Below are 20,668 nucleotides of genomic sequence, written 5' to 3' on the forward strand. Positions count from 1 at the left end.
GAACATCCCCGACATTTGAGCGGGGGCCCGCGCCCGAACCGGCGCGGCCCCCGGGAGGAGACCTCATGTCCGCGATCATCGACAAGGCGCGCGATCTCGACCAGCTGCTGGCGACCGCCGTCGAAGACAATCCCGAGACCGGCGTGTTCCGCTGCCGCCGCGACATCTTCACCAACCCCGACCTGTTCGAGCTCGAGATGCGGCATCTCTTCGAGGCGAACTGGGTCTATCTGGCCCACGAAAGCCAGATCCCCGAGGTGAACGACTACTACACCACCTGGATCGGCCGGCAGCCGATCGTCATCACCCGCGACAAGACCGGCGCGCTGAACGCGGTCATCAACGCCTGCGCCCACAAGGGGGCGATGCTCTGCCGGCGCAAGCACGGCAACAAGGGCAGCTTCACCTGCCCGTTCCACGGCTGGACCTTCTCGAACACCGGCAAGCTGCTGAAGGTGAAGGACGAAAAGACCACCCAGTATCCCGAACAGTTCAACAAGAACGGCTCGCACGACCTGACCAGGGTGGCGAAGTTCGAGAACTACCGGGGCTTCCTCTTCGGCAGCCTGAACCCGGATTCGCCCTCGCTGGAGGACTATCTGGGCGAGGCCCGCGTGATCATCGACCAGATCGTCGATCAGGCGCCCGACGGGCTCGAGGTGCTGCGCGGCAACTCGTCCTACATCTACGACGGCAACTGGAAGCTGCAGATGGAGAACGGCTGCGACGGCTATCACGTCAGCTCCGTCCACTGGAACTACCAGGCCACCATGGGCCGCCGGAAGGAAGAGGGGACCAAGGCCGTCGACGCCTCGGGCTGGTCGAAATCGGTCGCCGGCGTCTACGGGTTCGAGAACGGCCACATCCTGCTGTGGACCAACACCATGAACCCCGAGGTGCGTCCGGTCTGGGCCCACCGCGACGAGATCGCCGCCCGCGTGGGCGAGGAACGGGCGAAGTTCATCGTCGGCCAGACCCGCAACCTCGGCCTCTATCCGAACGTGTTCCTGATGGACCAATTCTCGACCCAGATCCGGGTCGTGCGGCCGCTGGCCGTGGACCGGACCGAGGTCAGCATCTTCTGCTTCGCCCCCAAGGGGGAAAGCGCCCAGGACCGCGCCACCCGCATCCGCCAGTACGAGGATTTCTTCAACGTCTCGGGCATGGGCACCTCGGACGACCTCGAGGAGTTCCGCGCCTGCCAGACCGCCTATGCCGGCACCGCCGCGCTCTGGAACGACATGTCGCGCGGCGCGCCGCTGTGGGTCGAGGGCCCCGACGAGAACGCCCGCCGCATGGGGCTGAACCCGCAGCTGTCGGGCGAACGCTCCGAGGATGAGGGGCTGTTCGTGCGTCAGCACGCCTATTGGCGCGAGGCGATGCAGTCCGCGCTCGAGACCGAGCGCCGCAGCGCCGGCCAGATGCTGGAGGCCGCGGAATGACCCGGATCGACACCATGACCCCCGCCGCCAGCCAGAGCGTCCAGCCCGGCTTTTCCCACGCCGCGATCTGCGCCTTCCTCTACCGCGAGGCGCGCCATCTCGACGACCGCGAGTGGAAGGCGTGGCTCGACTGCTACGCGCCCGACGCGAGCTACTGGATGCCGGCCTGGGACGACGACGACCGCATCACCGAGGATCCGCAGTCGCAGATCTCGCTGATGTACTACCCCGACCGCGACGGGCTCGAGGACCGGGTGTTCCGCATCGAGACGGAACGCTCGGGCGCCTCGACGCCCGAGCCGCGCACCAGCCATTCGGTGACGAATGTCGAGGTGCTGGCCGACCGCGGCGACGAGGTGGACGTGCGCTACAACTTCCACACGCTCAGCCAGCGCTACAACACCACCGATCAGTTCTTCGGCACGACCTTCGTCACCCTGCGCCGTCAGGGCGACGGGATGGTGATCGCGGCCAAGAAGATCGTCCTCAAGAACGACTACATCCGGCAGGTCATCGACGTCTATCACGTCTGACCGCCGGGCACCGGACCGAGGAGGGGTTCCATGTCCAGCTATACGATCGCGCTGAACTTCGAGGACGGGGTGACCCGCTTCATCGACTGCGGGGCGGGGGAAAAGGTGCTCGACGCCGCCTACCGCGCCAAGATCAACCTGCCGATGGATTGCTCGGACGGCGTCTGCGGCACCTGCAAGTGCCGGGCCGAGCGCGGCAGCTATGACCTGGGCGACGACTACATCGAGGATGCCCTGACCGAGGACGAGGCCGCCGAGGGGCTGGTCCTCACCTGCCAGATGACCGTCAGCAGCGACTGCGTGCTGGCGGTGCCGGTGCCGTCCACCGTCTGCAAGACCGGCCAGCAGAAGTTCGCCGCCACCGTCGCGAGGGTCGCGCCGCACAAGGACGCGGCGATCGTGCTGGAACTCGACGTGGAGGGCGCGGCTCCGGTGTTCCTGCCCGGCCAGTACGTCAACATCGACGTGCCGGGCAGCGGCGATCACCGCAGCTATTCCTTCAGCACCGCGCCGGCCGAGGGGCGGGTGGGCTTCGTCATCAAGACGATCCCCGGCGGGCTGATGAGCGGCTGGCTGGCGCGCGCCGCGGTGGGCGACCGGATCGATATGACCGGCCCCCTGGGCAGCTTCTACCTGCGCGAGCCGGTGCGCCCGCTTCTGTTCCTCGCCGGCGGGACCGGGCTGGCGCCGTTCCTGTCGATGCTCGAGGTGCTGGCGCGGGCGGGCTCGACGCAGAAGATCCACCTGATCTATGGCGTCACTCGCGATCTCGACCTGGTGCTCGAGGACGAGATCGCGGCCTATGCGGCACGGCTGCCGAACTTCACCTACAGCACCGTGGTGGCCGACGAGGCGTCGGCGCATCCGCGCAAGGGTTGGGTCACCCAGCACATGCCCGACGACCTGACCGACGGGGGCTTCGACCTCTATCTCTGCGGGCCGCCCGCGATGGTCGATGCGGTGCGCCGGCATCTCGACACGACCGGCGTCGCGCCCGCGAACTTCCACTACGAGAAGTTCACCCCGAACGCCCCCGCCGGCGCCGCCGCTGCCACCGACACCGCGGACGCCGCATGAGCGGCGCCGTCTTTGCGGGCCGGTTCGCGGGCAAGGTGCTGGTCGTCACCGGCGCGGCCCAGGGCATCGGCCGTTCCGTGGCGCTGCGCGCCGCCGCCGAGGGCGGGCGCGTGCTGCTGGTCGACCGCGCCGACTTCGTCGCCGAAGTCGCGGCCGAGGCGGCCGGCAGCGCCGGCGAGGCCTCAGCCTTCACCGCCGATCTCGAGACCTACGCCGGGGCCGAGGCGGCCATGGCCCATGCGGTCGAGCGCTTCGGCGGCATCGACATCCTGATCAACAACGTCGGCGGCGCGATCCGAATGCGTCCCTTCGCGGCCTTCGAGCCGGAACAGATCGACGCCGAGATCCGCCGCTCGCTGATGCCGACGCTCTACTGCTGCCGGGCGGTGCTGCCGCATCTGTCGGCGCGCGGCGGCGGCACCATTGTCAACGTCTCGTCGAACGCCACCCGCGGCATCCACCGCGTGCCCTATTCGGCGGCCAAGGGCGGGATCAACGCCATCACCCAGTCGCTGGCGATGGAGCTGGCCGACCAGAACATCCGCGTGGTGGCCACCGCCCCCGGCGGCACCGAGGCCCCGCCCCGCCGCGTCCCCCGCAACGCCGAGGGCGACACCGACGCCGAGCGCGCGTGGATGGCCGAGGTCGTGGCGCAGGTGAAGCAGTCGGCCTTTCTGCACCGCTACGGCACCATCGACGAACAGGTGGCGCCCATCCTGTTCCTCGCCTCGGACGAGGCGGGATACATCACCGGCAGCATCCTGCCGGTGGCCGGGGGCGATCTGGGCTGAAACGGCCCGGTCCCCCAACGACCAACTGGGAGGAGGAAACCCCGAAGATGAGAACCCTGGACGTCAATGCGGCGATCGACCGAAGCCCGTTCGGCCGCTTTCAATGGATGGTGGTGGCGCTCTGCGGCATCCTGCTGATCGTGGACGGCTACGACGTGTTCGTGGCCGGCACGGTGCTGCCGACGCTGATCAAGGAATGGGGCCTGACCAAGCCGCAGGCCGGCGCGCTGCAGGCCTGGGCGCTGTTCGGGATGATGTTCGGCGCGTTGGTGCTCGGCTCGCTCGCCGACCGGATCGGGCGCAAGAAGGGCGTGGCGATCAGCTTCGCCCTGTTCACCACGGCGACGGTGCTGACCGGCTTCGCCGAGACGCCCGAGCAGTTCAAGGTGTTCCGCTTCATCGCCGGCCTCGGTTGCGGCGGGCTGATGCCCAACGCCGTCGCGCTGATGAACGAATACGCCCCCAAGCGCCTGCGCGGCACGATGGTGGCGATCATGTTCTCGGGCTACTCGGTGGGCGGGATGGTGGCCGCCGCGCTCGGCATCGGGCTCATCCCCAGTTTCGGCTGGCAGCCGATGTTCTTCGTGGCCGCGCTGCCGCTCGCGCTGCTGCCGCTGATCCTGTGGCGGCTGCCCGAGTCGCTCGGCTTCATGATCCGTCAGGGCCGGCAGGACGAGGCGCGCCGCATCCTGGCGCTTATCGACCCGACCGTGCCGGCCGACGCGCAGCTCGTCTATACCGAAAGCAAGGGCAAGTCCGCCTCGGTGGCTGAGCTCTTCCGCCATGACCGGGCGCTGCGCACGGTGATGCTGTGGGTGTCGTTCTTCTGCTGCCTGCTGCTCGTCTATCTCCTCTCGTCGTGGCTGCCGAAGCTGCTGCAAGAGGTCGGTTACGCCGAGAAGGCGAGCCTCTTGAGCCTCTTCTCGCTCAACTTCGGCGGCATGGTCGGCGCGATTGCCGGTGGCCGGCTGGGCGACCGCTTCGGACTGCCGCGGGTGGTGGTGGCGTTCTTCGCCCTGGCCGCGGTGTCGATCGGGCTGATCGGCTTTGCCCCCTCGGCCACGCTGCTTTTCGTGCTGATCTTCGTGGCTGGTGCCACGACCATCGGGACGCAGATCCTGCTCTATGCGAGCGTGGCGCAGCTTTACGACCTGTCGGTGCGCGGCTCGGGCCTCGGCTGGGCGTCGGGTGTGGGCCGGGTCGGCGCCATCGTCGGGCCGACGCTGGGCGGGGTGCTGCTCGCCCAGCAACTGCCGCTGCGCGAGAACTTCCTGATCTTCGCGGTGCCCGCGGCGATCTCGGCGCTCGCGATGGTGGTGTTCGCCCTCGCCAACGCCCGCGACCGGCCCCCGATGCTGGCCGCCGCCTGACTGCGGCGCGGCGCCGGTCAGCCCGGCGCCCGCCCTGATCCGCCGAGCGAGGGGCCGGGACCGTCCCGGCCCCTCGTCCCATCCGCCCCAACCCCGGCCCGGAGACCGCCCATGCCCACCCCCGCACCCCCCGCCGCCAACCCCCACGCGGGCAAGCCCTGCATCCTGTGCGTGGCGATCACCGGCTCGCTGCCGACGAAAGAGAACAACCCGGCGGTGCCGATCACCATCGCCGAGCAGGTGGAATCGACGCAACAAGCCTTCGAGGCTGGCGCCACCATCGCCCATTGCCACGTCCGCGACGACGCGGGGAAACCGACCTCCGACCCCGAGCGCTTCGCCCGCCTCAAGGAGGGGATCGAGACGCATTGCCCCGGCATGATCGTCCAGCTCTCGACCGGCGGCCGCTCGGGCGCCGGGCACGCGCGGGGCGGGATGCTGCCGCTTTCGCCCGACATGGCCAGCCTCTCGGTCGGGTCAAACAACTTTCCGACCCGGGTCTATGAGAACCCGCCCGACCTCGTGGACTGGCTCGCGGCCGAGATGCGGACCTACGGCGTCAAGCCCGAGATCGAGGCGTTCGACCTGTCGCATATCCTGCAGGCGAAGAAGATGGCGGACGACGGGCGGCTTGAGGGGGTGCCCTACGTCCAGTTCGTGATGGGGGTGAAGAACGCGATGCCCGCCGACCGGGACGTGTTCGACTATTACATCCGCACCGTGCAGCGGCTGTTCGGGGCCGACGCGCCGTGGTGCGCGGCGGGGATCGGGCCGGCGCAGATCGTGCTGAACGAGTGGGCGATTTCCTCGGGCGGGCACGCGCGCACGGGGCTCGAGGACAACGTGCGGCTGGACCGCGACCGCCTCGCGCCGTCGAACGCGGCGCTGGTGCGGCGGGCGGCGGAGCTGTGCGCGCAGTATGAGCGCCCGGTGGCGAGCTGGCAGCAGGCCCGGGCGATCCTGGGGCTGCGGGCCGCATGAGCGAGGGCGCATTTCAGTAAACAGGTTGACATAGTTTCTGGTGCGGCGGCATCCTTTGCGCGACGAGGACCGGCACGGACCGGCAGTTTTCAGCGGACGGAACAGCCCATGCGCGCCATTGTCCTGCACGAACGGGGAACCCATGGGCCGCGCCTGACCGAGCGGGCCGTGCCTGAGCGTCCCGCCGACGGCGTGCTGGTGCGGATGCTCTCCGCCTCGGTGAACCGGGTCGACCTGTACATGCGCGACTCGGGCCAGGGGATCACGCACGACCTGCCGCTGGTGATGGGCGTCGACGGGGTGGGCGAGGTGCTAGAGACTGGTCCCGGCTCGGCCTTCCGGCCGGGCGACCGGGTGATCCTCTACCCCTACGACTTCTGCGGTCGCTGCCGGCATTGTCTGGCCGGCGACCAGCCGCTCTGCCTTCGGGCGCGGATCATCGGCGAGCATATCGACGGCACCTTCACCGAGGTGATGGCGGTGCCGGAACGCGCGCTGCTGCCGCTGTCGCCCGCGGCCGACCTGCACGCGGCGGCGACGCTGGGGGTCGCCTATCTCACCGCGTGGCGCATGGTGCTGGGCCGCGTGCCGGCCGGGCCGGGGCAGGTGGTGTTCATCCAGGGCGCCGGGGGCGGTGTCGCCCACGCGGCGCTTCAGCTTGCGCGGATGGCCGGGGCGCGGGTGATCGTCTCGACCACCGGGGCCGGGAAGCTCGCGCATTTCCAGGCCGAGGGCGTCGCCGCGGTCGACTATCGGGACCCCGAGATGGTCGCGCAGGTGCTGGCGCTGACCGGCGGCGCGGGGGCCGATATGGTGATCGACAACGTCGGCGCGGCAAGCTGGGCGCAGTCGCTGCGGGTGCTGGCCCGTGGCGGGCGGCTGATGACCTGCGGCGCGACCACCGGGGCGCATCCCTCGGCCGACATCCAGCGTCTGTTCGTGCGCCAGCTTTCGGTGCACGGCTCGACCATGGGCAGCCTCGAGGAGTTCCGCCGCCTGCTCGCCGCCTTCGAAAGTGGCGCCTTCCGCCCGCCCATCGACAGCGTCTTTCCGCTGGCCGAGGTGCCTGCGGCCTTCGCGCGGCTTGAGGCGGCCGAGCGGCTGGGCAAGATCGTCATCGACATTGCCGATTTGAGGGGCGCCGAACCGGAGGCCACCACGCCATGAGCTACCGCAACATCCTCGTACGCCGCGAGGGCGGGGTCGGCATCGTCACGCTGAACCGCCCCGAGGCGCTGAACGCGTTGAACCTCGAGATGACGACCGAACTGGGCGATGCGCTCGCTGCGTTCGAGCGCGACGGGGGGATCGACGCGATCGTGCTGACCGGCTCGGACCGCGCCTTCGCCGCCGGGGCCGACATCAAGGAGATCGCGGAGAAGAGTTTCGCCGAGGTCTTCGACGAAGAGTTCATCACCGCCACGTGGGAGAACGTGGCCCGCTGCCGCAAGCCCACCCTCGCGGCGGTGTCGGGCCATGCCGTCGGCGGCGGGTTCGAACTGGCGCTGATGTGCGACATCATCATCGCCGCGGAATGCGCCCGCTTTTCCCTGCCCGAGGCGCGGATCGGAATCATTCCCGGCGCCGGCGGGACCCAGCGGCTGACCCGCGCGGGCGGCAAGGCGCTGGCCATGGACATGATCCTGACCGGCCGGCGGCTGACCGCGGCCGAGGCGCTGGCCGCGGGGCTGGTCAGCCGCGTGGTGCCGGACGGCGAGCATCTGGCCACCGCCATCGCCTTGGCGGCCGGGATGGGCGAGGCCTCTCGGCCGGTGCTGATGATCGCCAAGGAGGCCGTGAACAAGGCCCATGAGACGCATCTGGCCGAGGGCATCCACCTCGAACGGCGGCTGCTCTATTCGACCTTCGCGCTCGAGGATCGGCGCGAGGGGATGACGGCGTTTGCCGAAAAGCGGCCGCCGCGCTTCCAGAATCGCTGAGCTGCGGCGCTAGAGGTGCGGGCGGATTCCGCCCGACACCGCCAGCATCTCGCCGGTCAGGAACCCAGCGTCCTCGCGCAGGAACGAGGCGATGGCGGCCGCGGTCTCGGACGGCTCGGCCATGCGCGGGTTCATCGCCGCGTTGACCAGCCGTGCGGCCTCGGCCGCGGGAATGTTGCGCGTGACCGAGGTGCGGGTCAGCCCGGGCGCCACGCAGTTCACCGTGACGGCGGGCGCGAACTCGGCCGCGAGGCTGCGGGTGAGCGAGGCGACGGCGGCCTTGGCGGCGGCGTAGTCGGCCTGCCCGGCCTCGCCCCCCAGCACGATGCTGGCGACGTTGACGATCCGCCCCCAGCCGCGGGCGAGCATCCCTGGAGCGAAGGCGCGGATGAAGTGGAACCCGCCCATCAGGTTCAGGTCGAAGGTGGCTCGGAACTGCGCCTCGGTCATCTCGAGGAACGGCGTGTAGAGCCGGTCCGAGCGCAGCCCGCCGACAAGGTTCACGAGGATGTCGACCCGCCCCAGTTCCGCGAGCGCTGCTTCGGCAAAGGCCGCGGCCTCGTCGCTGCGGGTCACGTCGGCGCGCGGGCAGGCGACCTGCAGGGCAGGTGAGGCGTCGGCCAGCCATGCCTGCGCCTCGGCCAGACGGCCGCCCGAGATGTCGGTGAGGGCCAGCCCCGCCACCCCGTCCTCGACCAGCCGCGCGACCACCGCCCGGCCCATCGGGCCGCCGGCCCCGGTGACCGCCGCGATCCGCCCGGCGAGCGGCGCAGTCACGCCAGCCCCATCTCGTCCCGCAACATCTTCCTGAGCGCGAACTTCTGGATCTTGCCCGAGGCCGTGGCCGGCAGCGCCTCGCGGATCTCGAGCCGTTCGGGCCAGTACTGCACCGCAAGCTTGTGCGCGCCGAGGTGGCGTTTCATCTCGTCCATGTCGAAGCTGGCGCCGGGTTTCAGCGTGACGAAGGCGCAGGCGCGTTCGCCCAGCCGCTCGTCGGGATAGGCGACGATGGCGACCTGATGGACGGCCGGGTGCTTGAAGAGGATCGATTCGACCTCGAACACCGGGATGTTCTCGGCCCCGCGAATGATGATGTCCTTGGACCGCCCGGCGATGCGGATATAGCCGCGCTCGTCCATCCGCGCGACGTCGCCGGTGTCGAACCACCCGTCGGCGTCGGTGCCGTTCCACTCGGGCCGTTTCAGATAGCCGCCGAAGTTCGAGCAGGCGCGCACGAACAGCTCTCCCGCCGTGCCCGTCGGGCAGACGTTGCCCGCGTCGTCGCGGATCTGCAGCTCGACGCCGGGCAGGGGGCGGCCGTCGGTGTTGACCGAGCGCTCGTCGTCGTCGGCCGGATCGACCAGCGTCACCGCGCCGTTCTCGGTCATCCCCCAGGCCGAGATGACCTTGGTGCCGGTCATCACCTTGCGCGCCCGCTCGACCACCGGGCCGGGGATCGCGGCGCCGGCGCAAAGGAAGGTGCGCAGCGACGAGCTGTCGAAGCGGTGGTCCTCGACCGCCTGCGTCAGGTCCATCAGGAACGGCGTCGAGGCCATGGTGAAGGTGATCCGGTCGCCCTCGACCATCTGCGCCTTGAGCCGCCGGTCCCAGGTGTCGAACAGGATCGACCGCGCCTTGAGGTAGATCGGCATCAGAAGCCCGTACATGAAGCCGGTCTGGTGGGCCATCGGCGAGGCCATGGCGATCACGTCGTCGGACCCGAGCCCCAGCCTGTCGGCATAGGCGATGATGTTGGAATACATCGTGTTCGAGGTGTGCATCACCCCCTTCGGCTCGCCCGTCGTGCCGCTGGTGTAGATCAGCTGGTTCACATCGTTGGGACCGGGGCGGTTGGCCGTCACGATCCGGTCCAGATCGGGATCGGAGTCGAAGGCGGGGTTGGCCAGCAGCGCATCGAATCCGTTGTCGCCTGCCGCACCGTTCACGACGATATGCTCGAGTTGCGGCAGCTGTCCGCGCATCCCTTCGGCCATGGCCGCGTGATCGAAGCCGCGGAAGACCGAAGGGACGATGAAGACGCGGGATTCGCCGTGGCGCAGCATGAACAGCAGCTCGTGCTCGCGGAAGATCGGCATGACCGGGTTGAAGACCGCCCCGATCCGCGCGCAGCCGAGATAGGTCGCCACGAACTGCCAGCTGTTGGGAAGCTGGCACGTCACCACGTCGTTCCGGCCGATCCCCAGCCGGGTCAGCCCGACCGCGGCGCGGTTGGCAGCGCGGTCCAGCTCGGCCCAGGTCAGGTCGTGGCGCAGCCCCTCGGCCCCGGTGATCGAGCTGACCGCCAGCCGGTCCGGCCCCGCCGCGAGCGCCGCGGCGAAATAGCCGTTCACCGTCTTGTCGGGCCAGAAGCCGGCGCGGGTCATCGCCTCGCGCCGCGGCTCGATCAGGATCGCGTCGAAGTCCATCGGTCTCTCTCCTCCCCCAAGGTTGGGCCGCGGGTCCTCAGCCCGTGACCGCGTCCCGCCCGGCACGCTCGCGGGCGATGATGTTCTTCATGATGTGCGCGGTCCCGTCCCCGATCTGCAGGCCCAGCACGTCCTTGAGCCGCTGCGCGAAGGGCAGGTCGCCCGCATAGCCGGCGTGGCCGTGGATCAGGATGCAGGCGTGGATCGCCTCATAGGCCAGCAGGGGCGGCCACCACTTCGTCATCGCCGCCTCGGCGGTGTGGGGCAGGCCGTTGTCCTTGAGCCACAGCGCGTTCATCGACAAGAGCCGCGCCGCCGCCAGCCGCGTCTCGAAATCGGCCAGCTGGTGGCTGACCCCCTGAAAGGCGCCGAGCGGCTTTCCGAAGGCCCGCCGCTCGCCGATGTAGGCCCAGGTCTCGTCCAGCGACTGCTGCGCCGTCCCGAGGCATTGCAGGCCGATCAGCGAGCGCGAGAAGTCGAAGCCCTGCATCACCTGGGCAAAGCCGCGCCCCTCGTCGCCGATCAGGTTCTCGGCCGGGACGCGCACGTTGTCGAACCAGATCGAGCCGTGGCCGACCTGGTTCTGGCCCATGTTGTCGAACTTCGAGGTGGTGATCCCCGGCAGGTCCATCGGCACGAGGATGGCCGAGACGCCGCGCGCGCCGTCCTCGGGCCGCCCGGTGCGGGCGAAGACCACGGTGCCCGCGGCGATCTGGTTGGCCGAGATCGAGGTCTTTTCGCCGTTCAGGATGTAATGGGCGCCGTCACGCTCCATCCGCAGGCCGAGGTTCGCCGCATCCGATCCGCCCTTGGGCTCCGTCAGGGCGATCGCCAGCATGATCTCGCCCGCGGTCAGGCGGGTCAGCCAGTCGCGGGCGATCTCGGGGCGCGCGAAGGCCGCAAGGATCTGCCCGTTCAGCGATGCGAGCAGCGGCACATAGGCAAAGGTGAAATCGGCGCGGGCGATCTCCTCGACGATGGCGCCGGCGTAGAGCGTGCCGGCGCCCATGCCGCCGAACGCCTCGGGCAGCTCGGGCGCGATCAGGCCGAGCTGGCCCATCTCGCGCACCAGCGCCATGTCCATCCGCCCCGCCTTCTCGCGCGCGAGATAGCCCGGCGCCACGCGGTCCTGCGCGAAGCGCCGCGCAAGGTCGCGGATCTGGTCGAGTTCCTCGGTGTCGAAAACCGTTCGTGCCATCGCTGCGCGTCCTCCCCCGACGTGCCGTGCCCTTGCCGCTCTCGGTCCGGGACCACCCCTCCCGGCGGTCCCGTTCGCCGCTCAGCGCTTGCGCGCGTATCTGCGGAAATCGGGCTTGCGCTTTTCCTTGAAGGCGATCCCGCCCTCCTTGGATTCGTCGGTGTCGTAATAGAGCGACAGCGCATACATCCCCATGCCCGCGATGCCGCGCTGATGCTCGGTGTCCATGTTGAACGAGCGCTTCGCGATGGCGATGGCGGTGGGCGATTTCTCCATGATCTCGGCGCACCAGCGGTCAACCTCGGCATCGAGCTGGTCGTCGGGCACCACCGCGTTCACCAGCCCCATGTCGAGCGCCTCGCGCGCCTTGTAGCGGCGGTTGAGATACCAGATCTCGCGCGCCTTCTTCTCGCCCACGACCCGGGCGAGAAAGGCGGTGCCGAAGCCCGGATCGACCGAGCCGACCTTGGGCCCGACCTGCCCGAACTGGGCGCTTTCGGCCGCCAGCGTCAGGTCGCAGATGGTGCAGAGGACGTTGCCGCCGCCGATCGCATAGCCGCGGACCTTGGCGATGACCGGCTTCGGCACGTCGCGGATGACCGAGTGCAGCTCCTCCATCGGCAGGCCGATGGTGCCGCGGCCGTCGTACTGCCCGTCGTGGGCCGACTGGTCGCCGCCGGTGCAGAAGGCCCGGTCACCCGCGCCGGTCAGGACGATCACGCCGATGTCGCGGTCCCAGCCGGCGCGGTTGAAGGCGTGGATCAGCTCTTCGACGGTCTGGCCGCGAAAGGCGTTCATCTTGTCGGGACGGTTCAGCGTGATGGTGGCGACGCCGTCCCGGGTCTCGAACAGGATGTCCTCATAGGTCATGTCGGTCATGGCTCGCGGCCCTCCTCAGCCGTGCATGGTCAGGCCGCCGGACACCGAGATCACCTGTCCGGTGATGAAGGCGGCGTCGTCCGAGGCCAGGAACAGGATCGCGCCGGGCAGGTCGTCGGGCTGGCCCAGACGGCCCAGCGGGACGGCGCGGGTGAAGGCATCGCGCAGCTTCTCCTTGTTGCCGGCGGCCTCCATGAAGCTGTCGAGCATCGGCGTATCGGTCACGCCGGGGCAGACGCAGTTGAAGGTGATCCCCTGGCGCGCGTGTTCGCGCGCGAGCGTCTTGGAAAAGGCGATGACGCCGGCCTTGCAGGCGGCATAGACCGATTCCCCCGACGAGCCGACCCGCGCCGCGTCCGAGGCGACGCTGACCACGCGGCCCGACTTGCGTTCCGCCATGCCGGAGAGGACGGCGTGGGTGATGTTGAGGACCGAGCGCAGGTTGATGTCGATCAGCTTCGCCCAGTAGTCGGGTTCGGACTTGAGGAAGGGCACGAACAGGTCCCAGCCCGCGTTGTTCACGAGGATGTCGATCGGCCCGTGCGCGGTCTCGGCGGCGGCGACCGCGGCCTTGACGGCGGCGTAGTCGGTCAGATCGACGATCATCGGCATCGCCGTGCCGCCGGCGGCCGCGATCCGGTCCACCGCTGCCTGCGCGGCGCCTTCGTTGATGTCGGCGACCAGCACCCGGGCGCCTTCCTCGGCAAAGCGCGCCGCGGTCGCGGCGCCGATCCCGCCGCCGCCGCCGGTTACGACAACCAGTTTCCCACCCAGTCCGCGCATCTCATCCTCCCCTGCGGCGACCCGGCCGCGAGCGGCCGCTGACCTTCGGCGTTGCCAAGAATTTCTGGACAGCGCCTGCATCCGGCCCTTAGGGACGGTGATGACAAATCAGGAAAGTTGTGTCAACATGTTTACGGATAAACCGGCGTGTCGCGTCGGCCGGCGGCGGCGGGGCCGGCCATGAGCAGGGGCTCCGAGGCGCACGGCGCCGAGGCCGCGGCCGCGCCGGTGGACGAGCTGACCGCCGGGCTGCGGAACCGGCTGTTCTTTCGCCTCTACCAGGCCGCGAATCTGCTGCACAAAACCGGCACCCGGGCGCTCGAGGCGCATGGCGTGACCACCCAGCAATGGGCGGTGCTGGGCGCGCTGGCCGATCCGCGCAGCCAGGGCGGGATCGCTGTCGGCGACCTTGCCGCGCTGCTGATGGTCAGCCGGCAGAACCTCAATGGCGTGCTGTCCCGGCTCGAGGCGCGGGGCCTGACCGAGCGGGTGGTGGATGCGCGCGACAAGCGCTCGCGCTTCATCCACCTGACCGAGGAGGGGAGCGCCCTCTGGATCGCCATCCAGCCCGAGATCGGCGCCTATTACGGGGACTCGGTCACCGGGTTCTCGAACAGCGACCTCATCGCGATGCTGCACTACCTCGAGAGCCTGCGGCGGAACTTCGTCCGCATTCAGGCCGAGCAGGGCGACCCGGAGGAATGATGGAAAGCGGCATCAGGATGTCGTTAAAACGCGCAGAGCGGTGCGTCTTGCGCGGATAATGTAGAAATAGATTGCAATAAAATCTTCCCCGGCTAGCCTCCCTGCCCACGACGCAGCGCCACAAGGGGTGGGAAGCCCCGGCGCCAACCTGGGGAGGAACGATGAAGAACATCTGCATCACCGCCGCGCTCGCGGTGCTTGCCGCCGGGACGGCCTCGGCCGAGATCTCGGATGGCCGCGTCAAGATCGGGATCATGAACGACCAGTCGGGGCCCTACTCGGCGCTGGCCGGTCTCGGCTCGGTCGAGGCCGCACGCATGGCGGTCGAGGATTTCGGCGGCACCGTGCTCGACGCGCCAATCGAGATCGTCTCGGCCGACCACCAGAACAAGGCCGACGTCGGCTCGACCATCGCCCGGCGGTGGTATGACACCGAGCAGGTGGACAGCATCATGGACCTGACCACCTCGTCGGTGGCGCTGGCGGTGCAGGCGCTGTCGGCGGATGCGAAGAAGATCACCATCGCCACCGGCGTGGGCTCCACCGACCTGTCGGGCAAGGCCTGCACGCCCTACGGCTTTCACTGGACCTTCGACAACCGCTCGATGTCGGTGGGCACCGCGAACGCGGTCGTCGATGCGGGCGGGGACAGCTGGTATTTCCTGACCGCCGACTACGCCTTCGGCCACTCGCTCGAGGCGACCGCCACGAAGGTGATCGAGGCCAAGGGGGGCAAGGTGCTTGGCTCGGCGCGCCACCCGCTGAACACGTCGGACTACTCGGCGTTCCTGCTGCAGGCGCAGTCCTCGGGGGCCAAGGTGATCGGCCTTGCTTCGGCCGGCATGGATTCGCAGAACGCCATCAAGCAGGCAGCCGAGTTCGGCCTGACCAAGGGGGGGCAGAAGCTCGCCGGGCTCTTGATGATGATCACCGACGTGCACGGGCTGGGGCTCGAGGCGGCGCAGGGCCTCTATATGACCGAGGCGTTCTATTGGGACCGCGACGACGCCTCGCGGGCGTTCAGCGAGCGCTACAAGGCGCGGACCGGGGCGATGCCGACGATGATCCAGGCGGGCACCTATTCGGCGGTGCTGGCCTATCTCAAGGCGGTCGCGGCCGCGGGGACGGATGAAAGCGACGCGGTGGCGGCCAAGCTGCACGAACAGCCGCTGGACGATTTCTTCGCCCCCGGCGCTCGGGTGGCGGCGAACGGGCAGCTGATCAACGACGTCTACCTGATGCAGGTCAAGACGCCGGAAGAGAGCAAGGGCGACTGGGACTATTACAAGATCATCGCCACGATCCCAGGCGCGCAGGCCTATCTGCCGGCGGCCGAGTCGGGCTGTCCTCTGGTCAAATAAGCACACGGGCCGACCGGGGCGCGGTTGCGCCCCGGTCGATCTGCCGCGGAGCGCACGACCGCCCCCGGGCGCCGAGGCTCGCGCGCACACCCCGCCGCCGCTGGACCCATCGCCCGTCGGCTGTTGACCCCCGGGGCGCCCGCCTGTCTTCTGCACCGCGTGCGGCGCGGGGGCGGCCCGACCGTCGGATGCGGCACATCAGCGAGGGAGCCTCAGGACGCGCGCGTTCTATCACCCCGACCAGGCGCTGCATGATCCGCAGCAGTATCTGCGCTTCGGCCGCGTGGTCGCCGCCAAGGACCTGCCCGAGCGCACGACCCGCCTGCTCGACGCCTTGGATCGCCACGGCATCCGCCCCGAACACCCGGTCGAATGCGGGCTCGACCCGGTGCTGGCGGTCCACGCCGAGGGTTTCGTCGATTTCCTTCGAACCGCCTGGGACGAATGGCAGACCCTGCCGCCCGAGCGAGGGCCCGAGGTCTGGCCCGCGACCTTCCCCTATTGGAGCGGCCGCCCCGACGCGGGCACCCGGCCGCCCAGCCGGGCGACGGGCATCCTGGGGCGGCTGGGGTGGTATCTCGGCGACATGTCGGTGCCGATGGGGCCCGATGCGTGGCGCTCGGTCCTGCGCTCAGCCGAGACCGCCGTCGCCGGCGCCGACGCGCTTTGTGGGGGAGAGGCGGCGGTCTTCGCCCTCTGTCGCCCCTCGGGGCATCACGCCCGCACCGACCGCGCCTCGGGGTTCTGCTACCTGAACAACGCGGCCATCGCCGCGCAGCGGCTGCGCGAGCGCTTTGCGCGGGTCGCAGTGCTGGATGTCGATGTCCACCACGGCGATGGCACGCAGCAAGTGTTCTATGGCCGCGACGACGTGCTGACGGTTTCGATCCACGGCGACCCCGCGGATTTCTATCCCTTCTACACCGGCTTCGCCGATGAGCGTGGGCACGGCGCGGGCGAGGGGGCCAACCTCAACCTGCCCCTGCCGCCCGGCGCGGCATGGCCGCAGTTCGAGGCCGCGCTCGCCACCGCGAGCACCGCGATCCGCGACTTCGGCGCCGACGCTCTGGTGGTGGCGCTGGGGTATGACGCGCATGAGGCCGACCCGATCGGCATCCTCAAGCTGACCTCTGCGGACTTCCGTCGGATCGGCGCGGCCGTCCGCGCCCTCGGGCGGCCCACGCTGATCGTGCAGGAGGGGGGCTACGCCGTCGAGGTCATCGGCGACTGCCTGGATGCGTTCCTGACCGGGCTGCGGGACGGGTGACGCGAGGCATCGCGGCTCAAGATGGCGCAGGCGGCCGGCGCGGTGGGGTGGCCGGATATCGCCCCCGACCACCGGGTCCGCGTGCACCCGGCCTTAGCCTACCCCATCCGCACCGAGGCCGTGGCCGTCCGCGCCCGCAGGCGGCGCGAGAGGGCCTCGACCGTGCCGCTCATCAGCCCGGTCGCCACGAGGATCACCATCGCCCGGTCCATCCGCAGCTCGCCGATGGCGTCGTCGAGGTAGAAGCCGAGCGTGGCGATCCCCAGCACCCCCATGATCGCCGTCTCGCGCAGGATGATCTCCCACCGATAGAGCAGCAGGGCGAGGAAGGGGCCGAAGAGGCGCGGCAGATACTCCCACGCCCAGAGCGTCGCCCCGCGCGGCGCGTCGGGCCGCAGCGGGCGGCCCACCGCCTGCCGGGCGAGCAGGTGGCCGATGATCGCCCCGTTGTGCAGCCCGAGCGCGAGGATCGCGGGCAGCATCGACGGGCCGAAGGCCTGCATCAGCAGATAGGCGAGCATGTATTCGGGGAACGACCGCAGCACCACCAGCACCAGATGCCCGAAGAGCGCGCCCACCCGCCCGGTGACGCGCGGCGCGGGCAGTGCCATGCCGGCGAGCGCGACCAGCCCCGCCACGACGAGCGCGATCTGCCCCACCAGGATCGTGTTGGCGAGGCCGGGCAGCACCATCGTGCGCATGATCATCCCGAGCCACGGCACGAGCCCGGCCCAGTCGCCCTGCCGGATCGGGGCCGGCACGATGTCCTCGGTCAGGAACCGCAGCAGCGCGCCCTCGCCCATCGGCGGGTGCGCGACCTGCGCCAGCACCACCAGCGCGGCCGCAAGCCACAGCGGCGCCAGCCGCGGCCGCATCCAGAGCCGGACGCTGGCGATCAGCGCGACATACAGGATCATGATGGCGCTTGCCGCACCATAGTCGCCCTGCCGGAACACGGTGTCGAGTTGGAAGCCCAGCGTCGGCAGCCCGACGAAGCCCAGCACGGCCGAGGACCGCAGCCCGCACTCGACGCGGTAGAGCGCGTAGCCCGCCATGTCGCGGGCCACCAGCGGCGCCCGCGCCCAGACGAAGCGGCTGAGCGCGTCGGTGCCGGGGCCGAGCACCCGGGCCGGGCGCGGGTCGGCCTCGTCCAGCATCTCGGACAGCACCTTGGCGAAGATCCCGGCGTAGGGCAGGGCCAGCGCCAGCACCCCGGCGGCCGGGCTGATGCCCAGCACCTGGATCAGGATCAGCGCCCAGAAGAGCTCATGCACCGAGCGCAGCGCGATGGCGAGCGTGCGCACCGCGCGACGGTGGTAGAAGGGCGCCATGACCAGCCCGGCGAGGCCCCCCAGCGCCACGCCGGCGACGGCGAAGGCGACGGTCAGGGCGAGGGCGCGGCCGATCGCCTCGATGCCGGTGAAGTCGGGGCGCAGGAACCCCAGCGCCATGCGCCCCAGCGTGTCCCACGGGTCGTGACCGGCCAGCGTCAGGTCGGCCAGCGGCAGGCACAGCGCCGCCAGCACCACGAAGCCGAGCGCGAGGTGCAGCCGCGAGAGCGTCCGGTCAGGGCGCATAGAGCGCCTGCACCCCGGCGTCATCGACGGCCTCGACGGGGCGGTCGAAGAGGATGCGCCCCTGCCGCAGCCCGACGAGCCGGGTGGCCCAGCGGCGGGCGAGGCCCACGTCATGCAGGGCCACGATGGCGGTGGGGAAGCGGTCCCTGAGCAGGTCCGCCAGCGCCCCGGCCTGCCGCGGATCGACGGCCGACAGCGGCTCGTCGGCGACCAGCACGTCGCCGCCGCGGTAGAGCGCGCGGGCCAGCGCGGTGCGCTGCCGCTGCCCGCCCGAGAGGCGTCCCACGGGCCGGTCGATTTCGGGCGCCAGCCCGACCTCGGTCAGGATCGCGGCGACCGCGTCGCGCTCGGCCCGGCGCGGGTGGACGAAGGTCGCGAGGTTGCGCAGCGCGCCGTGGTCGTCGAGCCGCCCCATGAGCGCATTCCGCAGCACCGAAAGCTGCGGTACCAGCCCGCGGTCCTGCGGCACCAGCGCCACCCGCTGCCCCTGCGCGACCAGCGCCGCCCAGACCGCATCGAGCAGCGTCGATTTCCCCGCCCCGCTGCGCCCGAGCAGCGCCACCCGCTCGCCCGGCGCGAGGTCGAGCGTGACCTCGCGCAGCACCGGCGCCCCGCCGTAGCCGAGGTCGGCCGCCGCGATCAGCGGCGTGGCGGTGCGCAGGGCGGCGTGGCCCGGGGCGGTGGTGGCGGCCATCGCCGGGGTCACTCGATCAGGTCGAGCTGCCGGGCGATGGTCTCGATCGGGGCATAGTCGGCGTTCGCGGCGGGGATGAAGCCCTCGCGCGGGAAGCTGGCCAGCAGATCGGGATCGGTCATGCCCACCAGCGCGGCCTGGACCTTGTCGGCGAAGCCCGCGCCCCAGCGCGCATCCACGTCGCCGCGGATGGTCCAGTTGTAGTCGGGATAGGAGGGCGTGCGCCAGATGATCCGGGTGGTGGCGATCTCGGGGGCGTTCTCGGCCACGGCCTTGTCATAGACGGCGAAGTTCAGCGCCCCCACCTGCCACGCGCCCGAGGCGACCTGCCGCAGCGTCTGGCTGTGGTCGCCCGAAAAGCCCACGCGGCTGAAGAAGGCCTCGGGGGCTTCGCCCGTCGCCTCGCGGATGTGATACTCGGGCATGAGCCGGCCCGAGGTCGAGGTCTTGGCGCCGAAGGTGAAGCTCATCCCCCGCGCGGCCTGCGGGAAGGCGTCGCTTTCGGTCAGGCCGGTCGATTCGTGGGCGATGAAATAGGTGACGAAGGCGCGGTCCTCGGTGCCCTGCGCGATGGCGCGGGCGCCCGGCACGGCGAGGCGCGCCTGCACGCCGGACAGCCCGCCGAACCACGCCAGCTGCACCTGATCGTTGCGGAAGGCGGTGACGGCGGCGGGGTAGGATTTCACCGGGACGAAGCGGACCGGCACCCCGAGCTGGGCCTCGAGATATTCCGCGACCTTGGTGAAGCGGGTAACGAGCGCAGTCTCGTCCTCGTCGGGGATGGCCGAGAAATACAGCGTGTCGGTGGCGGCGGCGGGCAGCAGCCCGGCCAGCAGGACGAAGACGGCGGCCGTGAGGCGGCGCATGAGGTTCATGGACATGACCCTTGGCGTGAGGATGGACCGAAGATGCAGGGCCGACGACAGGTCCGGGACGCCGTGGCGTCCCCCCGCGTGCCGATGGCACACGAGTGCCCCGAAGGGCCATCTGAGGGAGCGCGCACGGCGCATCGGCTCGTCAGCCCGTCCGGTTTAGCATCCGCGCCGGGGAACGCAATCGGCGACGCGGGGGCATGGGGTGGGCGCGCGGGTGTCTGCGAGGGTCAGGGGCTTACGTGTTCAGGATCAACTTGCCTGACGTGCGCGCGGCATCTTGGGCCACGGCGGTTCAGAAGCTGGGATTCGAACGGCAGGATGAGTGCGCGAGACGTTATCCCTCGGCCCGAACAGCGATGATGGCACGGTGCAGAGGGCCGTGCCTGGGCCAATAAGATATGAAGAACGACGCGCGCCGCGCGGTCCGTCCGGCAATCGCTCAGGACGTGATGCAAGGATTGGTCGGTGCGTCAGGACTGCAGGGGCGCGGCGTGGCGCGCGATCTCAGGCGTCCTGGAAGGGATGGTAGCGGAGGAGGGATTTGAACCCCCGACACAAGGATTATGATTCCTCTGCTCTAACCAGCTGAGCTACTCCGCCCCAACGTGCCCGTTCGGGTGCCGGGGATTTAGGCGAGGGGGCGCGGGTCGTCAAGCGCAAATCGCGGGGGTGAATGGCCGTTGATGGGGCGGCGGGCAAGGCGGTCGGGACGCGCCGCCGTTGCCCCGGCGCGGCACCCGTGAGCGCCTCCGGGCCGGGGTATTTCGGC

Annotated in this window: 19 protein-coding genes and 1 tRNA gene; 11 read left to right on the forward strand and 9 right to left on the reverse strand. The window is 70.2% G+C overall.

Annotated features, from left to right (window positions below):
- Window positions 1–65 precede the first annotated feature (65 nt).
- The 8 genes from ACFHYO_RS01015 (at window position 66) to ACFHYO_RS01050 (ending at window position 8,134) form a co-directional block, all read left to right on the forward strand.
- Entirely contained in the window at window positions 66–1,442 is a 1,377-nt protein-coding gene (locus ACFHYO_RS01015) for an SRPBCC family protein (protein ID WP_394317701.1), read from the forward strand.
- Window positions 1,439–1,975: a benzoate 1,2-dioxygenase small subunit gene (benB, locus tag ACFHYO_RS01020; RefSeq protein ID WP_269429238.1), complete on the forward strand. Its 537-nt coding sequence runs from the start codon at window positions 1,439–1,441 to the stop codon at window positions 1,973–1,975. Before ACFHYO_RS01015 ends, benB begins: the two co-directional genes overlap by 4 nt.
- Before the next feature lie 30 nt (window positions 1,976–2,005).
- Window positions 2,006–3,052, forward strand: coding sequence for a benzoate 1,2-dioxygenase electron transfer component BenC (gene benC, locus ACFHYO_RS01025; protein ID WP_394317703.1), 1,047 nt, complete (start codon window positions 2,006–2,008; stop codon window positions 3,050–3,052).
- Complete coding sequence (gene benD / locus ACFHYO_RS01030; protein ID WP_394317705.1) at window positions 3,049–3,843, forward strand: benzoate diol dehydrogenase BenD; 795 nt, start codon at window positions 3,049–3,051, stop codon at window positions 3,841–3,843. The genes benC and benD overlap by 4 nt, the downstream gene beginning before the upstream one ends.
- Window positions 3,844–3,890: 47 nt before the next feature.
- Window positions 3,891–5,213, forward strand: coding sequence for an MFS transporter (locus tag ACFHYO_RS01035; protein ID WP_394317707.1), 1,323 nt, complete (start codon window positions 3,891–3,893; stop codon window positions 5,211–5,213).
- 111 nt (window positions 5,214–5,324) lie between these two features.
- Window positions 5,325–6,194 carry a 3-oxoadipate:acetyl-CoA acetyltransferase gene (locus ACFHYO_RS01040; protein WP_394317709.1) on the forward strand — a complete coding sequence of 290 codons (870 nt, stop codon included), beginning with the start codon at window positions 5,325–5,327 and terminating at the stop codon, window positions 6,192–6,194.
- Between the two features lie 108 nt (window positions 6,195–6,302).
- Window positions 6,303–7,361 carry a zinc-binding dehydrogenase gene (locus ACFHYO_RS01045; RefSeq protein WP_394317710.1) on the forward strand — a complete coding sequence of 353 codons (1,059 nt, stop codon included), beginning with the start codon at window positions 6,303–6,305 and terminating at the stop codon, window positions 7,359–7,361.
- Window positions 7,358–8,134, forward strand: a complete 777-nt coding sequence (locus tag ACFHYO_RS01050; protein WP_394317712.1) for an enoyl-CoA hydratase-related protein — start codon at window positions 7,358–7,360, stop codon at window positions 8,132–8,134. The genes ACFHYO_RS01045 and ACFHYO_RS01050 overlap by 4 nt, the downstream gene beginning before the upstream one ends.
- Window positions 8,135–8,143: 9 nt before the next feature.
- On the opposite strand, the gene ACFHYO_RS01055 is transcribed toward ACFHYO_RS01050, so the two are convergent.
- The 5 genes from ACFHYO_RS01055 to ACFHYO_RS01075 all read right to left on the reverse strand — a co-directional run bounded on the left by ACFHYO_RS01055 (window position 8,144) and on the right by ACFHYO_RS01075 (window position 13,420).
- Window positions 8,144–8,911, reverse strand: a complete 768-nt coding sequence (locus ACFHYO_RS01055) for an SDR family NAD(P)-dependent oxidoreductase (protein WP_394317714.1) — start codon at window positions 8,909–8,911, stop codon at window positions 8,144–8,146.
- Entirely contained in the window at window positions 8,908–10,560 is a 1,653-nt protein-coding gene (gene aliA, locus ACFHYO_RS01060; protein ID WP_394317716.1) for a cyclohexanecarboxylate-CoA ligase, read from the reverse strand. The genes ACFHYO_RS01055 and aliA overlap by 4 nt, the downstream gene beginning before the upstream one ends.
- A gap of 37 nt (window positions 10,561–10,597) precedes the next feature.
- A complete protein-coding gene (gene aliB / locus ACFHYO_RS01065) occupies window positions 10,598–11,758 on the reverse strand; it encodes a cyclohexanecarboxyl-CoA dehydrogenase (RefSeq protein ID WP_394317718.1) in 1,161 nt (386 codons plus the stop codon).
- Between the two features lie 81 nt (window positions 11,759–11,839).
- The gene (gene badI, locus ACFHYO_RS01070; RefSeq protein WP_394317720.1) at window positions 11,840–12,637 is read right to left on the reverse strand and encodes a 2-ketocyclohexanecarboxyl-CoA hydrolase; all 798 of its coding nucleotides are present in this window, start codon (window positions 12,635–12,637) and stop codon (window positions 11,840–11,842) included.
- 15 nt (window positions 12,638–12,652) lie between these two features.
- A complete protein-coding gene (locus tag ACFHYO_RS01075) occupies window positions 12,653–13,420 on the reverse strand; it encodes an SDR family NAD(P)-dependent oxidoreductase (protein WP_170835576.1) in 768 nt (255 codons plus the stop codon).
- A gap of 180 nt (window positions 13,421–13,600) precedes the next feature.
- Here ACFHYO_RS01075 and ACFHYO_RS01080 point away from each other — a divergent pair, with 180 nt between their 5' ends.
- From ACFHYO_RS01080 to ACFHYO_RS01090, 3 genes are all read left to right on the forward strand, one after another.
- Window positions 13,601–14,125, forward strand: a complete 525-nt coding sequence (locus tag ACFHYO_RS01080) for a MarR family winged helix-turn-helix transcriptional regulator (RefSeq protein WP_394317722.1) — start codon at window positions 13,601–13,603, stop codon at window positions 14,123–14,125.
- Between the two features lie 161 nt (window positions 14,126–14,286).
- Entirely contained in the window at window positions 14,287–15,486 is a 1,200-nt protein-coding gene (locus tag ACFHYO_RS01085; protein ID WP_036708365.1) for an ABC transporter substrate-binding protein, read from the forward strand.
- A 283-nt stretch (window positions 15,487–15,769) separates the two neighbouring features.
- Window positions 15,770–16,753, forward strand: a complete 984-nt coding sequence (locus tag ACFHYO_RS01090; protein ID WP_394317724.1) for a histone deacetylase family protein — start codon at window positions 15,770–15,772, stop codon at window positions 16,751–16,753.
- Between the two features lie 98 nt (window positions 16,754–16,851).
- Here the strand turns inward: ACFHYO_RS01090 and ACFHYO_RS01095 are convergent, their stop codons facing one another.
- The 4 genes from ACFHYO_RS01095 to ACFHYO_RS01110 all read right to left on the reverse strand — a co-directional run bounded on the left by ACFHYO_RS01095 (window position 16,852) and on the right by ACFHYO_RS01110 (window position 20,499).
- Window positions 16,852–18,330: a PhnE/PtxC family ABC transporter permease gene (locus ACFHYO_RS01095; protein ID WP_394317726.1), complete on the reverse strand. Its 1,479-nt coding sequence runs from the start codon at window positions 18,328–18,330 to the stop codon at window positions 16,852–16,854.
- Complete coding sequence (locus ACFHYO_RS01100) at window positions 18,320–19,024, reverse strand: ATP-binding cassette domain-containing protein (protein WP_394317728.1); 705 nt, start codon at window positions 19,022–19,024, stop codon at window positions 18,320–18,322. The genes ACFHYO_RS01095 and ACFHYO_RS01100 overlap by 11 nt, the downstream gene beginning before the upstream one ends.
- Before the next feature lie 8 nt (window positions 19,025–19,032).
- Window positions 19,033–19,905, reverse strand: a complete 873-nt coding sequence (locus ACFHYO_RS01105) for a putative selenate ABC transporter substrate-binding protein (RefSeq protein ID WP_394317730.1) — start codon at window positions 19,903–19,905, stop codon at window positions 19,033–19,035.
- Between the two features lie 517 nt (window positions 19,906–20,422).
- A tRNA-Met gene (locus ACFHYO_RS01110) sits at window positions 20,423–20,499 on the reverse strand.
- Window positions 20,500–20,668 lie beyond the last annotated feature (169 nt).

This window comes from Paracoccus panacisoli (assembly GCF_042435015.1).
GTDB lineage: Bacteria > Pseudomonadota > Alphaproteobacteria > Rhodobacterales > Rhodobacteraceae > Paracoccus > Paracoccus panacisoli.